This is a genomic window from Chryseobacterium sp. HR92, assembly GCF_045689405.1.
Classification (GTDB): Bacteria; Bacteroidota; Bacteroidia; order Flavobacteriales; family Weeksellaceae; genus Chryseobacterium; species Chryseobacterium viscerum_A.
The window spans coordinates 713,819-735,353 of record NZ_CP139139.1 but is presented as its reverse complement, the minus strand read 5'-3'; the positions used below and the strand labels follow the sequence as shown (position 1 = coordinate 735,353).

14 protein-coding genes are annotated in these 21,535 nt (G+C 35.1%); 4 read left to right on the top strand and 10 right to left on the bottom strand.

The genetic code is table 11. The annotated features are described in order from the left end of the window. The gene (locus tag SFA27_RS03335; protein ID WP_407296287.1) at positions 1-939 is read left to right on the top strand and encodes a YihY/virulence factor BrkB family protein; all 939 of its coding nucleotides are present in this window, start codon (positions 1-3) and stop codon (positions 937-939) included. Between the two features lie 110 nt (positions 940-1,049). Here SFA27_RS03335 and argS read toward each other — a convergent pair whose 3' ends face one another. From argS to SFA27_RS03305, 6 genes are all read right to left on the bottom strand, one after another. Continuing rightward, complete coding sequence (argS, locus tag SFA27_RS03330; protein ID WP_407296285.1) at positions 1,050-2,810, bottom strand: arginine--tRNA ligase; 1,761 nt, start codon at positions 2,808-2,810, stop codon at positions 1,050-1,052. Positions 2,811-2,939: 129 nt separating this feature from the next. After that, positions 2,940-3,389 carry a lipocalin family protein gene (locus tag SFA27_RS03325; RefSeq protein WP_264516961.1) on the bottom strand — a complete coding sequence of 150 codons (450 nt, stop codon included), beginning with the start codon at positions 3,387-3,389 and terminating at the stop codon, positions 2,940-2,942. Positions 3,390-3,445: 56 nt separating this feature from the next. Beyond that, entirely contained in the window at positions 3,446-4,906 is a 1,461-nt protein-coding gene (locus SFA27_RS03320) for a SusD/RagB family nutrient-binding outer membrane lipoprotein (protein ID WP_264516960.1), read from the bottom strand. A gap of 3 nt (positions 4,907-4,909) precedes the next feature. Further along, a complete protein-coding gene (locus SFA27_RS03315) occupies positions 4,910-7,867 on the bottom strand; it encodes a SusC/RagA family TonB-linked outer membrane protein (RefSeq protein ID WP_264516959.1) in 2,958 nt (985 codons plus the stop codon). A gap of 398 nt (positions 7,868-8,265) precedes the next feature. Further along, positions 8,266-9,864, bottom strand: coding sequence for a SusD/RagB family nutrient-binding outer membrane lipoprotein (locus tag SFA27_RS03310; RefSeq protein WP_264516958.1), 1,599 nt, complete (start codon positions 9,862-9,864; stop codon positions 8,266-8,268). A 14-nt stretch (positions 9,865-9,878) separates the two neighbouring features. Continuing rightward, positions 9,879-12,914 carry a SusC/RagA family TonB-linked outer membrane protein gene (locus SFA27_RS03305; RefSeq protein ID WP_264516957.1) on the bottom strand — a complete coding sequence of 1,012 codons (3,036 nt, stop codon included), beginning with the start codon at positions 12,912-12,914 and terminating at the stop codon, positions 9,879-9,881. A gap of 550 nt (positions 12,915-13,464) precedes the next feature. On the opposite strand from SFA27_RS03305, the gene SFA27_RS03300 reads away from it, so the two are divergent. Then, entirely contained in the window at positions 13,465-14,049 is a 585-nt protein-coding gene (locus SFA27_RS03300; RefSeq protein WP_407296280.1) for a ribonuclease HII, read from the top strand. Between the two features lie 131 nt (positions 14,050-14,180). On the opposite strand, the gene yidC is transcribed toward SFA27_RS03300, so the two are convergent. From yidC to SFA27_RS03285, 3 genes are all read right to left on the bottom strand, one after another. Then, a complete protein-coding gene (gene yidC, locus SFA27_RS03295; protein ID WP_264516955.1) occupies positions 14,181-15,980 on the bottom strand; it encodes a membrane protein insertase YidC in 1,800 nt (599 codons plus the stop codon). Between the two features lie 178 nt (positions 15,981-16,158). Next, a complete protein-coding gene (locus SFA27_RS03290; RefSeq protein ID WP_047379124.1) occupies positions 16,159-17,766 on the bottom strand; it encodes a CTP synthase in 1,608 nt (535 codons plus the stop codon). 227 nt (positions 17,767-17,993) lie between these two features. Further along, positions 17,994-18,563: a YceI family protein gene (locus SFA27_RS03285; protein ID WP_264516954.1), complete on the bottom strand. Its 570-nt coding sequence runs from the start codon at positions 18,561-18,563 to the stop codon at positions 17,994-17,996. A gap of 136 nt (positions 18,564-18,699) precedes the next feature. Here SFA27_RS03285 and radA point away from each other — a divergent pair, with 136 nt between their 5' ends. Together radA and SFA27_RS03275 are read left to right on the top strand one after the other, a co-directional pair. Then, the gene (gene radA, locus SFA27_RS03280; protein WP_047379126.1) at positions 18,700-20,049 is read left to right on the top strand and encodes a DNA repair protein RadA; all 1,350 of its coding nucleotides are present in this window, start codon (positions 18,700-18,702) and stop codon (positions 20,047-20,049) included. A 305-nt stretch (positions 20,050-20,354) separates the two neighbouring features. Then, a complete protein-coding gene (locus SFA27_RS03275; RefSeq protein ID WP_407296276.1) occupies positions 20,355-20,948 on the top strand; it encodes an ACP phosphodiesterase in 594 nt (197 codons plus the stop codon). Between the two features lie 5 nt (positions 20,949-20,953). Here SFA27_RS03275 and SFA27_RS03270 read toward each other — a convergent pair whose 3' ends face one another. Next, positions 20,954-21,469: a DUF6702 family protein gene (locus tag SFA27_RS03270; RefSeq protein ID WP_047379128.1), complete on the bottom strand. Its 516-nt coding sequence runs from the start codon at positions 21,467-21,469 to the stop codon at positions 20,954-20,956. Between the last annotated feature and the right edge of the window lie 66 nt (positions 21,470-21,535).

Sequence of the window (21,535 nt, the reverse complement as noted above, 5' to 3'; positions counted from 1 at the left end):
ATGATCAAAAATGCTCAATTTTTCTGGGAGGTTCTGAAAGACACATTTACAGAATGGAACAATTCTACTGCATCAAAAGATTCAGCAAGTCTTGCTTATTATGCCATTTTTTCAATCCCGGGATTATTGATCATTATTATATGGGTGCTTGGAAATTTCTTTGGTGAAGAAGCTATCCGCGGACAAATCAGCACGCAGATCAGCGGTATCATGGGATCGGATGTTGCTAAAAGTATTGAAGGTATGCTGGCAGGAGCTCTGATTGACAAAAAGAATATTTTCATGAAAGCAGTGGGTGTAGGATCATTGGTTTTCGGTTCTACGACACTCTTTTTTCAACTTCAGCATTCATTAAACTCACTTTGGGAGGTTGAAGCGGCTCCCAAAAAGGCATTGATTAAATTTCTACTGGACAGAGCCAATTCTTTGGGAATGATTCTTATTATGGGATTTCTTCTGATGATTACTATGGTTTTATCTTCTCTGATCAGTCTTTTCAATAAAATAATCACTCAGTATTTTGGTTTTGAAACCTATATGCTGGTAGAGTTTGTGAATTTTGCTGTAGGATTTGGTTTGGTCATGCTTTTATTTGCTTTAATGTTTAAAGTACTGCCTGATGTTCTGATCAGCTGGAAGCCCGTATGGAAGGGAGCGTTTCTGACAACCGTTTTATTCACCCTCGGAAAATTTTTATTAAGTCTTTATTTTAATCAGGTGAAACCTACTTCAGCCTTTGGTGCTGCCGGAACCGTCATTCTGATTATGATGTGGATCAACTATTCCTGTATGCTGATATTTTTTGGTGCTGTATTCACCAAAGTTTATACTTACAAAAAAGGATATAAAGCCATTCTTTCTAAACATGCAAGATGGACTCCTGCCAAGTTGTATGCGGATAGTTTGAAACAGATGCATAGTGAAAGTAGTGATAAATAAAATACGAGATTCGGGTTGCGTAGCTCGTGAAGAGTGACGCAAGATCTTAACTACAAATAGTTAATTCTACATAAAAAAAGCCTCCTGAAAATTCAGGAGGCTTTTTATTTTTACATTCTGTTTACGGTTCCGATTCCCAGCAATTCCAGCGATTTTTGGATCGTCTTCGCTGTAATATCTGATATATTTAAACGGAATTGTTTTACATTTTCATCTTCCTGATTCAGAATAGGGTTATTCTGATAGAAAGAGTTGTATGCTTTCACAAGATCATATACATAGTTCGCCACTAAAGCCGGACTTAATGTTTCCGCTGATTTAGCCACTACAGTTTTAAAGTTTGTCAACTGCATAATCAATTCTTTTTCGGATTGATTTAATTCAATATCAGCCGTTTCCGTTTGCAAATTACCTGCTTTCGACAACAATGACTGAATACGAGCATAAGTATATTGGATAAATGGTCCTGTATTTCCGTTGAAATCTATACTTTCTGCTGGATTGAAAAGCATTTTTTTCTTAGGATCTACTTTAAGCATAAAATATTTCAATGCACCCAGTCCCACTGTTTCATAAGATGCTTCTTTCTCATCTTCAGAAAGATTCTCCAGTTTTCCTAATTCCTGAGCCTTAGATTTTGCTGTTTCATACATCTCCTGCATCAGGTCATCTGCATCTACTACGGTACCTTCACGGGATTTCATCTTACCTTCTGGTAATTCTACCATCCCGTAGGAAAGGTGGAACAACTGATCAGCCCACTCATACCCTAGTTTCTTTAGAATTTTAAATAAAACCTGAAAATGATAATCCTGTTCGTTTCCTACTGTATAAATCAGCTTTTGAATACTATTTTGCTTAAAACGCTCAACTGCCGTTCCTAGATCCTGCGTCATATAAACCGATGTACCGTCTGAACGTAACAACAGCTTCTGATCAAGCCCTTCATCCGTAAGATCACACCAAACAGAACCATCTTCTTTCTGATACAGAACTCCTTTATCTAATCCTTCCTGAATAAGATCTTTTCCTAAAATATAGGTATTGCTTTCGTACTGAACCTGATCAAAGTTAACACCCAGTCTTTTATAAGTTTCGTTAAACCCTTTGTAAACCCATGAATTCATTTCTTCCCAAAGCGCTCTTACTGTTGCATCTCCATTTTCCCAATCCAGAAGCATTTTCTGAGCCTCTTTCATCACCGGAGCATCCTTCTTAGCTTGTTCTTCTCCTACTCCCTGTTCTACAAGCTCCGCAATTTCTTTTTTATAGTTTTTATCAAATTCTACGTAGTAGTTTCCAACAAATTTATCTCCTTTGGTATTGGTAGTTTCAGGTGTCTCTCCGTTTCCGAATTTCTCCCAGGCCAGCATTGATTTACAAATATGAATTCCTCTGTCATTAATGATCTGAGTTTTGATTACATCATACCCGGCTTCTTTTAAGATTTGTGCTACAGAAAATCCTAATAAATTATTTCTGATATGGCCTAAGTGCAATGGTTTATTCGTATTCGGGGAAGAATACTCTACCATTACCGTAGCATTTTTCTTTTCTATAACAGAGAAGTTTTTGCTTACAGATCTGAAGTTATCCACAAACAATTGGTTTTTAACCTTAACATTAAGGAAACCTTTCACTACATTAAAGCTTTCGAAAATTTCCGTCTGCTCTGTCAAAGCCTCACCTAATTCAACCCCGATACTCTCAGGATTTTTTTTCAACTGTTTTACCAACGGGAAAGTGACAATGGTAAAATCACCCTCAAATTCCGTTTTATTTTCCTGAACTTCCAGCTTGATGTCTTTTAACTGATATACATTTAAAATGATCTCCGAAAGTTTTTGTTCTATAATATCTTTAATATTCATGTTTCCAAATTCTCTTTTAATGCTTAAAGCCGAAATATATTACAATATGTTTCCACTCAAAATATAAGTTACAAATATACGGAAATAAAAAAACCGCCCGAAGGCGGTTTTATAAGTAAATGAGAATATTTATTCTTTTCTGAAAACCAAGACTGCCTCGTCATTGCCAGGCGTATTGTCCAGATTTTTGCTGTTGTCAATAATTCTGAGTTCAGTATTGGAATAAGAATCAATTTCTTTTTTCAATGTTTTGGAGACTCCTGCTTCTGTATAGGTAAGAGTTAATGTTTGATACATTTTATCAAAAGCCCACTTTCCTCCAAAAGAATCAAATAGATTACAGTTTCCGGAAGAAGAAGCCACATCATATCTTTCGTAAGATCCTGAGAAATCTGGATTGATAAATATAACTCCTTTCTTTTCACAATCTGTCAGGACGATATCTTTACCTTTAAACTCATATTTATATGGCTTCCAGGTTCCATTAATACTTACATTTTCATTTACAACTGCGCGGTCATCATCACTAGAACATGATGCAATACTCATTAAAAGAACAATTCCTATAAAAAATCTCATATAAAAGTTTTTGTATTCTTCAGACCTGTTGTGGGTCTGAAGAATTATTATTTAATTTAAAATTTATCCCAAAATATTTTTGTAGATACTTTATCACCTCCAATTTTTGAAGCTGCAGCGTTCACATTCTTAGCGTTAAGAAGATACTCCTGATCAGAATATTTCATTCTTACCGGTACGGATTCTACCACAGAGCCGCCAGGATTTACAAATACAGGAAAGTCCAGTCTTCTCGCAAAATTCCATGCCTGGAATCCTTTATTAAACATTGCTATCCATGCCTGCTCTCCTACAGATTTTTTCCAATTGGCTGCATTATATGGATTGGCTGCAATAAATGCAGTTGCAGTAGCATCGTTAATATTATATTCAGTCATTGAAGCCTTAATTGCTGCGGAGTATAAGTTAGCAGCAGTATCTCCAACACTAAAACCTCTTGCAGCAGCTTCAGTTCTCAGGAATTGAATTTCAGAAAAATCTAACAAAAAGCCTTGTGCATTTTCACCCGAGATAGCATTTGTAAAGTGAGAATAGCTACTGAAAACATTCTGATCACCATACACACCTCCAACATAAGCACCCGCAACAGTTGTAAACCATGTTGCTCTTCTTGGGTCAGATGTAGTATTCATGAAGTCAACAAGAATATCGGACGGAATAAAGTCATTTCTACCGGATTGAATTACATCCTGATATACAGGGTTTGATAATAATCCAGAAGGAAATGTCTGAAGCCCGAAGTTATCTGCTTTTTCAGTAAATAATCCTGCTGTATAAGCTGCTTCTGCATAAGATTTAGCCAATGCCGGATCACTATCAGCCAATGTTACTGCCATTCTGAACTTCAATGAATTCCCCATTTTTTTCCATTTGCTCATATCTCCTTTGTAGATCAAATCATTTGTATATCCAGCTCCAGAAGTATTAATCATTGCAATCGCAGCATCAATTCTCTTAATAAGATCTAAATATACTGTTTTTGCATCATCATAAGGAATCTCCGCACTTCCTGGATTCTCAGCTGTGGCTTTTAATGCTCCAAAATAAGGTATATCACCATAAGTATCCACTAAATTAGCCCATGCATACACATTTACTAATTCAATCATAGCAATATTATTATTTTTGGTAACAGCATCTACACCTTCACCGTCAAGAAATCTCCTTGCATCTCTTAATGCAGATAATACTCCCGGAGAGTTAATGGTTGCTGAAGCAGATGCCATCATACGATTATAGTGATTCCTTGGAATTGGTCTTGTCACCATATCATAATTAGTTTCATCAGTATAAGTAGTTTCTGACCACTGCTGTGTAAAGAATCTGGTAATATTACGGTTTACATTGGCAGATAATAGCTGATCAAGAAGTGCATGCTCAGCACTTGCAAAAAGCACTCCTGAAGGAACTTCGGTTGGGTGTTTAGGATCTTCATTCAGTGAAGTAATGTCTCTTTCACACGATGTAAATGTTAACGTTAATGAAGCTAAACCTATAATTAAAAATAATTTTTTCATTTTCTAGAATTTTAAAGTTATATCAATTCCAATATCACGGGTAGTAGGTAATACCCCAATAGAATTACCTTTAGATGCTAAACCATTTCCTGTACCCGCTTCCGGATCTGCATATGGTAAGTTTTTGTGGATAATCCAAAGGTTTCTTCCTACAATTGAAATTTTTGCGTCACGGATAGAAGTATTGGCAAGGACTGATTTAGGAAGACTATATCCTATACTTGCTTCTCTCAGTTTTACGTAAGATGCGTCATAAACAAATCTTTTATTTGGCATTCTTCTATATCCGTCAACGTTACCAAAAGATCCAGGATTGATCGCAGGTGTTGTATTTACATTTCCATTTGGATTAACCCCAGGATGCACGAAACCTCCTTCTCTGTAGTCAGCAGTTTCTGCGTAAAGCCCAGTTGCCAATCCGTAATACATATCGGTAGAGAATACATCTCCTCCTTTTTTCACATCAATAAGGAAACTTAATGTGAAATCTTTGTAACGGAAACTGTTTCTGATACCCCCTACCCAATCTGGCGTGATATTTCCAATAACCTGATTATTATTTCTTAAATAACGACCTGTAGCAGGATCTATTACTCTATCCCCATTAGCATTGTATACATAATCTGATCCTACTAAAGCACCAAAAGATTCTCCCACACGTGCGTTAAGAGATACTCCTCCCTGGTAACTTGCCATCAAATAATTTTGAGAATCGCCATTTAATGCAATAACTTTATTTTCGTTTTTAGACCAGTTTACATTAACATCCCATGTAAAATTATCTGTTTTAAATGGAGTCCCGTTTAATTGTACTTCGACCCCTTTATTGTCAATCTGTCCTGCGTTTACAAGGAATGTTCTATATCCTGTTGCAGAAGAAACCGGCAAGTTGATAATCTGGTCAAATGTTCTTGTTTTATAGATTGCAACATCAAAACCTAATCTGTTTTTGAAAAACTGTGCTTCCATACCGAATTCAGTTTCCTTAGATCTTTGAGGTTTTAAGTTTGGATTTGCAAGAAAGTAAGGTTGGTCAAATAAACCTTCACCTCTTGCTTTGAAAGTATTTACCAATCTGTAATTATTTGTAGAAGAACCTACTTCAGCGTAGTTTGCTCTCAATTTCCAGAAACTTAACCATGGTTGCTTTACAAATTCGGATAGAATAACAGCACCTGTAACTGAAGGATATCCATAGCTATTATTTCCTTTTGGTAAGTTAGACGATTGGTCTACACGGTATGTACCATCTACAAATAAGAAGTTTTTATATCCAAATGATGCGGTTGCATATAAACTGGAAGTAACCCATTTTGCATAATTCTCATCAGGTGGGAGTATTGTTCTTATAGAGTTGGATATAGCAAAAAGCCCAGGTTTTGATAAACCTCCTTCTGTACTCATAAAGATATTATCGACTAGGTTCCTTCTAACGTTCCCCCCTGCAATACCACTAACACTTAAGTCTGAAGTAATATCAAACTTGTAATTAGCAAATAAATCAAAGTTGATCTCTGTATTTTTCACATTTGTTCTTGCATATCCAGAGCTTACATTAAGCCCGGATGCACCAAATGCCTGAGGAAGTGATCCATTCATTAATCTTTCTTCTACAACCATTTGTAAATCATCATAAGATAATTTCCCAGTAATTCCAAAGTTCTTAGAGACATCATATTTCAACTGAGCATAACTGAATATTCTGGTTCTGTCATCAGACTGATAATTCTGGTATCTCTGGAAATATGGGTTATTCCAATACTGAGGAGTTCCATCTGCAGCTGTAGATCTGTTCCAGGAAAAATTACTGTTTCCGTTGTTAGCATAAGCATCTCTTAATGCCAGTACATCTACGTTGGTCTGCCACCACTGTCTGAAACCAGTAACAACATTGTCGGAATATCCGGTTTCGTTACGTCCTTTTGTATCCTGTAAGGTTAAAGTTGTAAAGACAGATGCATGTAGCTTGTCTGTAAAATCATGATTAAACTTTGCTGAAATTGTATTTTTTCTCAGCTCTGAATTAGGCATCAAACCATTGGAAAGCATATTGGAATATGATAAGGAAAGGTTTGAAGTCTTATTTCCTTTTTCAATGGTGATTGTATTAATATAAGTGACTGGTGTTTCAAAGAATTTAATAGGTCCGTTTTTCGCGGCAACCCAAGGTGTGGCTTTTCCATAATTTGGAGAAGAAGGATCAAATGAATCCCATTGGTAAACCAATTGATTAGGATTAAATGCCGGTCCATAAGATGCATCATCTACAAAGTTGGCATAATTGTAACCTCCTGGGCCCGGATCCTCATTCCATGCCTGGCCACCATATCCTGCTCCGTATTTTTTCTGATAAGTAGGGAATGTAGATTTATCAATAAATCCTGCTGTAATTCCTGAGTTTAAAGTAACGCCCCAGCTTCCGTCGTTATTTCCTCTTCCGCTTTTAGTTACAATCAGGATTACCCCATCACTTCCTCTTTCACCATACAAAGCAGATGCAGCAGCACCTTTCAATACGTTTACAGATTCTATATCTTCCTGATTGATATCTGAAAGAAAGTTACCATAATCGAATGTAGACCCGGTTACAGTATTATTGTTAACTGGTGAACCATCAATTACAATAAGTGGAGAGCCTCCTGACAAAGATTTATATCCTCTGATCAAAAGGTTTGCAGATCCGCCAAAGTTGTTGTTTGTATTTACCTGTAGTCCGGCCACCTTACCTGAAAGAAGAGATGCTACGTTACCGGTATTGGTAGTTCCACCGGTTAATTCTGCAGCTTTAACTTCTTCAGAAGCATAACCAAGAGATTTTTTTTCTCTTTTAATCCCGAGTGCGGTTACAACCACCCCCTCAATTTCTTTTGTTTTAATAGTATCATTCTTTTGCTGGGCGTTAGCAACAGCTATGGAAGAAGACAGTACTAAAACAAGAAGACTTGCTGTTAGTTTCTTCATATCAAATTAATTTTTGTGACTTTACAAATTTGTAAAACTTTCTTAATATCACAAAGCAAAATTTGAAAAAATTACAATTTATTCAGTATTTTAAAATAAAAACAACCAAGTAGATATTAAAATAAGTTAAAAAATAGATATTTAACAAAAACAAATTACTTTTTTGTTATTTTTTTTTAAGAAATAATAACAATCATTTAAATTGATTTTATCTATATTTTATTTAAAACACCACCAATAAAACAAACTGAATATCAATAAATTGAATAAGAAAAACTAAGTATAGACAGTAAAAACATTATGCTAAGCATATTTTTATAATTACATAAATATTTACTTTTTAAAATAAAAAAACCGCCCGAAGGCGGTAAAATATATTGAAATTTGAAATTACAAAATTAATTTCTTGCCCAGAAAGGGGTATATTGATTTTTACTAAACACATCCGCATTACTAATAGCAGGTACATTACTAGCATTACCAATATATTCAGAAAGAGGATAAATCAGTCTGTTTGGTTTTGGGTTCGACGCTATTGTAGCTAACGGCGTTACAGGGAAACCTGTTCTCGTATAATCAAAGAAAGATTGCTCTGGATTAACACCTGTTAAAGCGATCCATTTCTGAGTCATAATTGCTTCTAACTTATTTGCATCAGTTCCTGTCCAACCTAGACCAGCAACATTTTGTACAGCTGCAAGATAAGCAGCAGAACCACTTGCTCCAAAGTAGCTATAAGACGCAGTAATAGCAGCTGTGAAATTACCTGCTGCATTAGAGAATAAGCCTGGATATCTTAAAGCAGCTTCTGCTTGTAAGAATTTCGATTCTGCTCTACTCATAATACAACCAGATTTTGATGATGCTTTAGAAACATAATCCTGAGTATCTACAGCACCGGTTGGCAATGTTTTAGGAGAATCCTTACCAATTGTAATACCATAACTAAATCTAGAAATAGCAGCAGGTACTCCTGGTTGGCCAGGTAAGTTCCCTTGTCTGATACCAGAAACTTTTCCTCCTACAAGACTAAACATTCTTGCACTCCTTCCATCTACAATTCCATTAAACTTTTGATATACTGGCCTAGTATCTCCTCCTGAATTACCATTTAAAACGATTGCCATATGCTCAGAAGCAACATTAATAGAATAGTTTGCTGCTCTAGTTCCAGAACTAAGATATACATAGAAATTCGTAAACGGGTTCTGCTGCGCATCATTAGCAGCTGAATATCCAGGATTTTCTAAAACATCTTCATCAATAAAGTCTGCTCCACTAAGTTTTGTTAATTGTTGATCTCTATAAGCAGCCATATCCCCTGTTACATTGGACATTCTTAAAAGATATCTTAATTTCAACGTATTACCAAAGGCTATCCATTTATTAGTATCTCCTCTAAAAACAATATCACTACTTGGAGTATTCCCCACACCAGATTCTAATGACTTAATAGCATCATCTATATCTGCAATAGATGCTTTATAGATGTTTTCACCTTTATCATATTTAGGAGTCAAATTATCTTGTCCTTTAAAAGCTTCAGAGTAAGGCATATCGCCGTACAAGTCAGTTAAGACCTGAATATAGTTTGCCTTCATAATTTTAGCCATAGCCTTATGCTGAGCATACTGATTACCAGGATCATTAAAAGTAATAATTTTTTCAAAATTAGCTATTCCTCTGAAAAGACTATCCCAAACATCATTATAAAATGTATTAGAAACATTGGGTTTATAATCATCAATAAATGGAGCACCATATACCAATGAATTCCCCGCAGTTGAGTTCATTACAACACTCGCAAATCTATTTAACGTTTGAGATTGCTTTGCATATGTTGATGTGATACCAACAGGAAGCAATTCATTCGGAGTAACTTTATCAATTGAAATATTATTAGGATCTTCATTAATGTCAAGATATTTATCACATGACACAGAAGCAAATAACATGGTTAAAGATAAAACCGCTGTCGTTATTTTTATATTTTTCATAATTTTTTTAAATTTTAGAATGTAGCTTTTAAGTTAATTCCAAAAGATCTTTGAGAAGGATACTGTTCAGCTAGAGCGATTCCAGCACCATTCCCACTAGTATAAGAAGTTTCAGGATCTGCATAGTTTCTATTTTCTTTTGAATATACAAAGAATGGATTTCTAGCAAATAAACCTACAGTAATCCCAGTTACAAAAGTTGATGATAATACTGATTTTGGAACGTCATAAGATAAAGCAATTTCTCTTACTTTAAATGCAGTAGCATCTAGTACCATCGGCTCACCCAATCTTTGTAAAGATTGTGAACTGAAATAACCAGCCACACCATCATAATCTGCTGTTCCTCCAACAGGGGTAATATTTTGAACATATTGTCCGTTTACCATTTGAACTGAGTTAGGAATTACATATCCTTTACTTCTGTCAAATCCGGCAGTTTCTTCACTTGCTCCGGCAAACGTCAAGATACTTTTACTAAGTGAAGCAAATTTACCTCCCTTACGGTAATCCATTGTAGCAGAAAGTGTAAACCCTTTAAACTTAAGAGATGTATTAAATCCAAGCGTATAGTCTGGAGTTACTCTTCCCATACTGCTTAATGTAGTATTTTGCAAAGGAACACCATCAGCTCCTACAATAATTCTTCCTTGATCATCTCTTTGAAAGGTTGTTGCTTTAATAACCTGCAGATCTGATCCTTTTATTGCAAAGACTCCAATCCCAACAGTTTGGAAAGGCACCGCAAGGGCTACCTCATCTAATCCGTTTGGTAAGTCAATTACTGTAGATCTTGATTTAGCAAAAGAAGCTCTTACATTCCAAGTAAAGTTTTGAGATTTAAACGGAGTAAGCCCTAAATCAATTTCAAACCCTCTCATTCTGGTTTTACCAAAATTGTCTTTCAAGTTGCTTATTCCAGAAGCATTTGAAACGTTTGCATTAGTAATCAAATCTTTAGTATCTGACTGATAGATAGACCCTTCTAATGTAATACGATCATTTAGGAAACCTAACTGAACATTTAAGTCATAGGTAGAAATAAATTCAGGCTTAATTGTTCTATTAGTTTGTGTAGCATCTACTCCGTAGCCAGGAAGATTAGGGAAAGGATACCCTGAAGGAGCTATACCTACGTTAGACGTTTCATAAGGTAAAATAGCGGATGTATTTCCAACTTTAGTATATCCTGGTGCAATTTTAATATAATTGATGATATCATTACCCTTCAGAGCTTCAAAAGCTTTTGTAGGAATAAACGAAACCCCTACAGAGTAATAAGGATAAGTTTTATTATGAACTTGTCCGTTATAATAAGTAGATAACACAGAACTTTGCTCAATTCTGAAAGTAGAGTTCAAGAATAAGTAATCTTTATATGATAGATCTAAGTTCGCAAATCCAGCAATGGTTCTCTGTCTTGTTGTAGTATTCTCAAAAAGAATGTTATCCAACGCTGAAGCTCCTGTTGAGTTCCCTGGCTGAATAAGGTTAGTAACGTTTCTGATATCATACCATCCTGGAACTACCAAATTAGTCCCCCCCATTGATCTGGCAGTTCTATAACTATCTTGAATATTATTACCAATGTTTAACTTCAAATTAATATCATTCGTAAGATCATAATTAAAGTTTAACATTAAATCTCCATAGTAACTTCTTGTACTTACAGTACGGTTGATGTAGTATGAATCAAAGTTAGAGTTGCCCGTATAATCTTGCAATGTTCCATCATCTAAAACAAGTCCACTTCCTGTGTAAACCTGAGTAGCTTTGAAACCATCATCATGATTATCAGATCTGGAATTATTTAAATATAAGTTTCCAGTATATGTTAAATTGATATTTTTATTAAAATCATATTGTAAAGATAAAATTCCGGATAGATAATCATTAACCGTATTTTGTCTTGTATGTTCAAGCTGATAATATGGATTCTTCGTAAAAGCAGAAAGCCCTCCTTGAACACCAGAATATCTATATTTTCTAATATCATTCATTGAAGGCATTTGAAGGATATCACTATATAAATCAGAACTAGATTGATTAGTAATCTTGCTAATATAGTTGATCGTACCGTCAATTCTTAACTTATCTAGCTTTTTTCCTGCTTTAACCAAGAAACTATTTTGTCTTAGCTGATCTCCTTCAACAACAAAGTCATTCTCTAATCTGTTAATGGATAACATTGCATAAGAATCACTTCCACCAGAGTTAACAGTAAGTCCATTCTGAAGGATCAAACCATTTTTGAAAAACTTAGAGAAATGATTGTTTATAGGAGCATATTTTTCATAAATAAATTTGCCATCAGCCTGTGGTAAGCCCGATGGAACCATCTGCCCACCAATATTTGGGTCATTGTAAGCAGGGCCCCAGGACATATTTTCAAAAGGAACATAAGTTGTTCCATTATAGTCCACATCTCCACCACTAAAAGCAGGTTCGTGAGGATACCCTTTACCGTATTGCTTTTGTATGATAGGAAATTTAAATGCTTGTGTCATCTGAATTGAAGAAGTAAGAGTAAATTGCATTTTCTCACTTTTCGCACCCTTTTTAGTCGTTACAATAATAACTCCATTTACCCCTTGCTGCCCATAAAGTGCAGCACCTTGAAGACCTTTGATTACGTTTACGTTTTCAATAACTTCAGGTGGCAACTGAGCTAGAACAGATGCAGAAGAAATAACATTATCAATTACAACCAGAGCTTCATTTCCTCCTGAGATTGATTTATTTCCTCTGATTACAATTCTACTTGATGCTCCTACACTATTATCCGTTTGTGTAATCTGCAACCCAGATACCTTACCCGTCAAAGCTTGAACAGCATTTGGAGCAGAAGCTTGATTCAATTCCTTAGTACCTACTACTTGCTGTGCATTGGTAACGGCATCAGCCTTTTTCTTAATACCTAAGGCACCAGTAACTACAACTTCTTCAATAGTCTTTGTTTTTATTGTGTCCGCCTCTCTTTGTTGAGCGCTCACAATAAAAAAAGACGAAGAAAGTGCTACAATAAGTACACTAGTTGTTAATTTCTTCATGTTAATTCAATTATTTTTTACAGGCTACAAATTTGTAAAACTTTCTTAAAAACACAAAGGATTTTCTTAAAAAATTACAATAATTTAAATTATTGATAAAAAAAACATTGAATTAAATATTAATATTTGTTAAAAAAATATTTTTTAACAAATATTAACAACCAATAAATCGACATTATTTTAAAAAAAATAACAATACTGTTAATTAATAATTTTCATACAAAACCAACAAAAATACAGAACAAACAATAAATCAAATCAAAGAAATAACTAAATAAATCAAAGAAAAGTGGGAAACATCAAAATATCACCAATACAATCTATATTATTTTCTATCTTAAAAAAATAGAAAAAGTACGAACATCTCAATACAAAAGCATTATTATCAAAAAAAACACATATTTTAGGAAAAAGTGCTAATTCAAGCTATTTAAAAACCCAGACAAAAAAAACTTACCATAATAACACGTTAATTTTGATAAAATCATTCACTCAAAAAATAGATTAATATATTTGTTTTTTTAATTTTGTATCTATTATTTAGATAAATATGGAGCTAATAAAAAACTGGTCGAACCTTTACATCGAAGCTGGATGTGATGAAGTAGGAAGAGGATGTTTAAGTGGTCCGGTGGTAGCCGCTGCCGTAATTTTAGATGATGATTTCAAACAAAATCTTGTTAATGATTCAAAAAAATTAACATTCAAAACCCGCATGGAACTGGATAGCTACATCAAAGACAATGTAAAAAACTATGCCATAGCAGAGCTTCCGCCTTCGTTTATTGATGAGCATAATATTCTTAACGCAAGCATTCATGCCATGCACCGTGCACTAGATAAACTAACAATAAGACCGGAACTTATTTTGGTAGATGGCAACAAATTCCATCCCTATAATTATATTCCTCACCAATGCATTATTAAGGGAGATTCCAAGGTTTTGTCTATTGCTGCAGCCTCTATTCTTGCCAAAAATTATAGGGATAAATTAATGATTCAACTCCATGAAGAACATCCGGAATATGGATGGAACACCAATTTCGGCTATGCAACAAAAAAACACCAGGAAGCCCTTATAAAGCATGGCCCGACCTCACATCACAGACAATCTTTCAGACTAAAATATGATTGAAACAACTCATTTTCAATTATTAAATTCTCATGCCAAGATTGAAAATTTGAAATCATTCTAAATAAAATTCAAATAAAAAAAAGAGAAGCAATTATTTTTTGCTTCTCTTTTTTTATAATGTAATTAAAGAATTATTTTTTCTTATTTCTTTGCTGCTCCTGAGTTTTTTGCTGTTCCTGAGCTTTCTCCATCATTTCTCTCATTCTCTTCTGGAACTTACCTTCTGCTTTCGGTTTTTCCTTATTAGATTGAATCTGAGCGTGGATTTTCTTTTCATCCAGAATCACATATTTAATCACAAGGATAATTAAGATGTTAATAGCATTCGATACAAAATAATACCAAGAAAGACCTGAAGCTGAAGTATTAAGGAAGAATAGGAATGTAATTGGGAAGATGTACATTAATACCTTCATATTTGGCATTCCTTCCTGTTGAGGCTGCTGCATATTCCCTGAAGTCATTACAGTATATATCAAAATAACAACAGTACAAGCCAACGCAAAAATACTTAAGTGATCTCCAAGGAAAGGAACTTTAAATGGAAGCTTGATCAAATCATCATAAGCTGTTAAGTCTTTTGCAAACCAGAACCCTTGCCCTCTAAGATCAATAAAGTTCGGGAAGAAACGAAACAAAGCATAGAAGATAGGAATCTGAACTAACGCCGGTAAACATCCCGCCATCTGATTCACTCCTGCTTTTCTATAGATCTCCATCGTAGCCTGCTGTTTCTTCATTGGATCAGCATCTTTAAATTTAGCATTTGCTTCATCAATTTCCGGACGAATCACCTTCATCATAGCACTCAATTTATGCTGCTTATACATAATTGGCGACAGGATCAACTTAACAATAATTGTCATTACAAAAATAACCCAACCTGCTGATAGCCCCCAAGCGGCAATAATACTATACAGCCACATGAAGAAGTAACGGTTCATTGCTCCGATAAATGACCAACCTAACGGAAGAATTTCATCAAAGTTCTTATCATAAGATTTAAGTAATGGCAGGTCTAATGGCATGAAATACCATGTAAAATCCTGATTCAGCTCACTTCCGGTCATCTGAACAAAACCTTCGTAGTTGAATTTCTTTAAATACTCCCCTTCTTCAACATTTTCCTGATTTCCTTTACTTTGGGTAAATCCATTTTTAGCTTCAAGCACTGAAGAGAAAAACTGCTGCTTTACCCCAATCCAGTTAAGAGTTTCCTTCTCTTCTTCCATTGTAGTTCTTCCATCATAATCATAGTCTTTATAATTATTGAAAGCATAAGAAAATTCTGAGTGAGACTGCTCTTGAGCTCTACCCTTTTCTAAATTTCTCACATTATAATCCCAGATGAAATCAGCTTTATTGTCTGAAGTAATTTTGGAAAGCCCTTGAGTTCTTACTTTAAAATCAAGGGTGTATTTTGGAAGTAGTGTGTAAATGAATTGAATTACAGCACCATTATAATCTGCAGTTAAGGTTACAGCATTTCCATTAACAGTAGGTGAGAAAACTAAATCTTTAGTATTGATAACCTTTCCCGTTTTATCTTTAAACTGAAAACCGTAGTTTGAGTTATTTTTATTGATCAGATAAAGTGGCTGATCTGCATTGTCTGTTTTGTGGTTGTAAGCTTTATACTTTAAAAGCTCTACTTTGGAAACCTGTCCTCCTAAGCTTGAAAACTCAAGTTTTAATTCATTATTACCAAGACTTGCGGTCTGGATTGAGCTAGGAGTTACATTTGGATTGATATTGTTTGCCTGAGTTTGCTTCACGGCATTTTTTACCTGTTCTGTTTTCTGCTGCTGAGCTTTTAACTCCTCTTCTTTCGCTTGTTTGTTCTGGAAATAGAACATAAAGCCGAAGAGAACCAGGCATAAAACCGCGAAACTAATCATTTGTTTCTTATCGATTCCGTTGTTTTGTTGCATTTTATTTTATATTAAAATTTTAAACTTAGGATGTACCTGTAACGTACATAATTTTGAGCTGACAAAAATACTGTTTTTTTATCAAAACTCTATGCTTTACGATGTTACTATATAATAAACTCAAGCTGATTATTCTCAGCTTGAGTTTATGTATAGACGATTATGATAAAATATTACCTTATTTCTTTTCGCAAGCCTTAATGAAAGCTCTGAATAAAGGGTGCGGTGTTGCTACCGTACTCTTATATTCCGGATGATACTGAACTCCCACATAGAATGGATGATCAGGTAGTTCAAGTGCTTCTACCAAGCCTGTTTCAGGATTTGTACCTGTAGCAAGGAAACCATTTTTCTCAAATTCCTGAAGATAATCACTGTTGAATTCATAACGGTGACGGTGTCTTTCAGAAATATTCTTGCTTCCATAGATATCAAATAGTCTAGAACCATTTTTCAAAGAACACTTCCATGCTCCAAGACGCATCGTTCCTCCTTTATCTACTACATTTTTCTGTTCTTCCATTAAAGAAATCACAGGATCCGGGGTTGCGGTATCAAATTCCATTGAGTTTGCTTTGGTGTGTCCTAAAACATTTCTTGCAAATTCAACCGTCATAATCTGCATTCCTAAACAGATTCCCAACATTGGAATTTTATTTTCTCTTGCATATTTTGCAGTAAGAACTTTTCCTTCAATCCCTCTGTCTCCGAAACCTGGAGCTACAAGGATACCATTCACTCCTTTCAGCGTATCTTTAATATTCTCTTCTGTGATATCTCCACTGTATACCCATCTTACTTTTACTTCGGTTTCAAGGTCAGCTCCTGCATGTTTGAAAGCTTCAGCAATGGAAATATAGGAATCCTGAAGGGAAACATATTTTCCAACTAATGCAATCTCAACTGTTTTCTTAGGGTTCTGGAATTTCTTAAGGAAATTTTTCCAGTCTTTAAGATCAGCTGTTTTATCACTTTTCAGATCCAGCTCTTTCAATACCACATCATCAAAATTTTGTTTCTGAAGATACATTGGAACTTCATAGATGGTTTCCAGATCCTTACACTCAATAACGTTTTCTAAAGCAACGTTACAGAATTGAGCCAGTTTTGCTCTTTGATCTTTAGGAATTTTATGCTCCGTTCTGCAAACTAAAACATCCGCCATAATTCCGCTTTCCATCAACTGACGAACGGAGTGCTGGGATGGTTTTGTTTTTAATTCTCCACTTGAAGCCAGATAAGGCAGTAAAGTAAGGTGAATCACCATAGAATTACTTTCTCCCAATTCCCATTTCAACTGACGAACAGTCTCAATGTATGGTAAAGATTCGATATCCCCTACAGTTCCTCCGATCTCAGTGATGATGATATCGTAGTTCTGTTTTGAAAGGATTTTAATTCTACGTTTGATTTCGTTAGTAATATGAGGAATTACCTGAACTGTTTTTCCAAGGAAATCTCCTTTTCTTTCTTTTTCAATTACAGTCTGGTAAATTTTTCCTGTAGTAACGTTGTTGTTTTGGGATGTAGGAGCATCAAGGTAACGCTCGTAGTGGCCTAAATCCAGATCCGTCTCCGCACCATCTTCAGTTACATAACACTCTCCGTGCTCATAAGGATTCAAAGTTCCTGGGTCGATATTGATATAAGGATCTAATTTTTGGATCGTTACATTAAAGCCGCGTGATTTTAGTAGAAGTCCCAGAGAAGCAGAAACGATTCCCTTTCCCAAAGATGAAGTTACACCTCCTGTCACAAAGATGTACTTTGTATTCTTTTTACTCATTAGATTAGGTTTGTGCAAAGTTATGGGAAAAAGAGATACAAAGCAATTTTTTACATTTTGAAAATGATAAAACATCCTTCAAACAGTCATAAAACCTGATAAAAATTTTTATCTGAATTTGATATATGCAAATGAAACAAAGCTATAGCCAACATGATTTCCGTCTATTAACTAAAAAGGTTTTCCACTTAATATGGAAAACCTTTTCAATTTTATGTTTTACAATGTTACTGTTTAACCAATTCAAAGTAAGCTGTTACTTCAACATCTTTCGCAATTCCAGCTCCTGTAGGATCATACTTGATTCCGTAATCCAAACGGTTTACTGTAAATTTTGTCTGAATTCCCATTATTTCTTTTCCTTCTTTATTCTTTGTAATTCCACCGAATGTAACCGGAGCACTGATTTCTTTTTCCACTCCTTTCATCGTCAGTTTCCCTTTTACAATATAATTGTTGTTTTTATCTTTTGTAACGGAAGAACTTTTAAATTCAATAGTAGGATATTTGGCAACATCGAAAAACTCTTCGCTTATAAGATGTCTGTCTCTCATGTCCACTCCGGTGTTAATGCTAGAAACACTTATAGAAAAGTTTAAATCGGCATTATCCAGATTAGCACCGCTGCTAGCCATTCTACCGTCAAATTTATCAAACCTTCCCTGTACAAAGCTAATTCCCATATGCTTAATATTGAAGTTGACAGAAGAATGCATGTGGTCTACTTGCCAGGTACCTTGTGCAAATGCCACAATACTTAAAAGCGCAAATACGAAAGATAAAAATACTTTTTTCATTGTAATTATATTTTACATTACTATTTAATTGAACAAAGCTAAGATATGAAAGATATTTCTACTGTGGATGGATTAGTTTTTAATATTAAATCCATTTAGATTCTGAAAGAAAAATGCTTTTTTATAACTTCGCAGTATGGCAAAACTGAAAACAGCATATTTCTGTCAAAACTGCGGAACTCAATATCCACAATGGCTCGGACAATGTAAAAATTGTGGAGAATGGAACACTCTGGTGGAAGAAGTGGTTGAAAAACCTTCTCATAAAACTCCTCCTTTCTCAAAAACCAAACAACATGTAATCAACATTGTTGAAGTGGTAACGAGTGAAGAGCCAAGAATAAAAACTCCTTCTGATGAATTGAACCGCGTTTTAGGAGGCGGAATTGTTTTAGGTTCCGTTACTTTGATTGGTGGTGAACCGGGAATCGGAAAGTCTACTCTTCTGCTTCAGCTTGCTTTGAAAATGAAGAAAAAAATCTTCTATGTTTCGGGGGAAGAAAGTGCCTCTCAGATCAAGATGAGAGCAGACAGGCTTACGGATATTCAAAATCCAAACTGCTTTCTTTTCACTGAAACATCATTGGAAAAAATCCTTCATGAGGCAAAAAAACTGGAACCTGATTTTATGATCATTGATTCCATTCAAACCCTGCAGTCTCAACTGATAGAGAGTTCACCGGGAACCGTTTCCCAAATCCGCGAATGCTCCAATGAGATCATCAAATATGCCAAAGAAAATAATACTCCTGTATTTCTTGTAGGGCACATCACCAAAGATGGTCAGATTGCCGGACCAAAGGTACTGGAACATATGGTGGATGTGGTTTTGAATTTTGATGGAGACCGGAATCACCTTTTCAGATTGCTGAGAGCCAATAAAAACCGTTTTGGATCTACTTCAGAAATTGGCATCTATGAAATGGTTTCTCAGGGATTGAAAGAAATTAAAAATCCTTCTGAAATACTGATTACAAAGAAATTTGAAGAACTTTCCGGGAACTCCGTTGCCGTAACACTGGAAGGAAACCGGCCTATGCTTCTGGAGATCCAGGCATTGGTAAGTACTGCCGTTTATGGTACTCCTCAAAGAAGTTCTACCGGTTTTGATTCCAAAAGATTGAATATGCTTTTGGCTGTACTGGAAAAAAGAGCAGGTTTCCAGCTTGGAGCTAAAGACGTTTTCCTGAATATTACCGGAGGAATAAAAACAGATGATCCTGCACTGGATCTGGCAGTGGTAGCTTCTGTTCTTTCATCCAATGAGGATATTGCGATCTCAGAACATTACTGTTTTGCCGGAGAAATCGGATTAAGTGGTGAAATACGTCCTGTAGCACAGGTGGAACAAAGAATTACTGAGGCTGAAAAACTGGGTTATGAAAAAATATTTGTTTCCAATCTTAATAAAATTCCGAAGAGAAAGTTTGGCATAAAGATCGAAGAAGTGAGTAAGATTGAGGATTTTCATGAGAGGCTTTTTTAATGTGAATGGTCAATTTTGCTACGCAAGTCAATAGTCAATTGGAACGTGAATAAAAATTCACAAGCGAAGCGGATTCACTATTGATAAAATTGTGAATGGTCAATTTTGCTTCGCAAGTCAATGGTCAATTGGGATGTGAATCAAAAATTCACGAGCGAAGCGGATTCACTATTGATAAAATTGTGAATGGTCAATCTTGCTGTGCAAGTCAATGGTCAATTGGGAGGTTGATAAAAAATTCACGAGCGAAGCGGATTCACTATTCACTATATCAAAAACTCACATTTAATTCATACCTTTAAATTATGAATTATCTGGCGCATTCTTTTCTTTCTTTTACCGACGGACAGATCGTGGGTCAATTTCTCGAAGATTTTATCCGTAACAGAGATCGTTTTTCTTTCCCGAAAGATATTCAGGATGGAATCACCCTGCATAGAGCTATTGATACTTATACTGACTCCCATCCCGCCATTCATGAAGCTAAAAAAGTATTTGCTCCTTTGGTAAGACTGTATGCTGGTGCATTTGTAGATGTTTCTATGGATCACTTTGTGGCCAGAGACCTTTCTCTGAATTCTTTGGCGGAATGGAAGGCCCACTCTCTTAAAGTGTACAGCGTTTTGAATGCCCATGAACAATGGCTGCCGGAAAATTTCAAAAAAATGCTTGTCAAAATGGAGCACGACGACTGGCTTTATAATTACCGTGAAGACTGGGGAATTAAATTCAGTATTCAGAATGTGCTCAATAAAGCAAAATATCTGGATAAAGACATTCCTGTTTTTGAAGCTTTTTTAAAAAATAAAGATCATCTTCAGCAATGTTATGATGATTTTTTTCCTGACCTGCTCGCTCATGCGAAAGGAATCAATACATTGCTGCAACTAGAAAATTAATATTCTTAAAACTGCTTATAAAGATAGCGGTTAGGATAGGTAAGCTTTTCACTGTTTCTTTGCCCATTGACAATGATATGAACAATATTGATCTGATCATCAAAAAGATTGTACAGAAAACTTACAGCAGTTTCCACTTTTTTAGGTGCGGCTACAGGTTCAGACTCGAGAAATATATCTACAGATTCCTGGTCTTCTTCATAGCCAATATAGTTTACTTTCAAAAATTTGTTGTCTGCTTTTAATTTGAAATATTCCGAGCAATATTTCTGTAATGCGTCATTCAGTTTTGCTCTGTATTTTTCATCATTAAAATGAAAAGCTCCTCCATATTTTTTTCCCAATCCATTTTCCATATCATCAAGGAAAAATCTCCCTGTCACTTCAAATGTTCTGGATTTTGAATTATAATTAATTTCTACAGAGCCTACATGATAGGGATGAAAGGCTTCACCATCCGTAAAACTCTGAAATACCAGGGTTACAAATAAAAAAAATCCAAAAAAAAGCTTACCTGACATGAATTCTATTTTTACAGCAAATATAAAAAAAGCAGCAGTTATAAAAACGGCTGCTTCTGATAATAA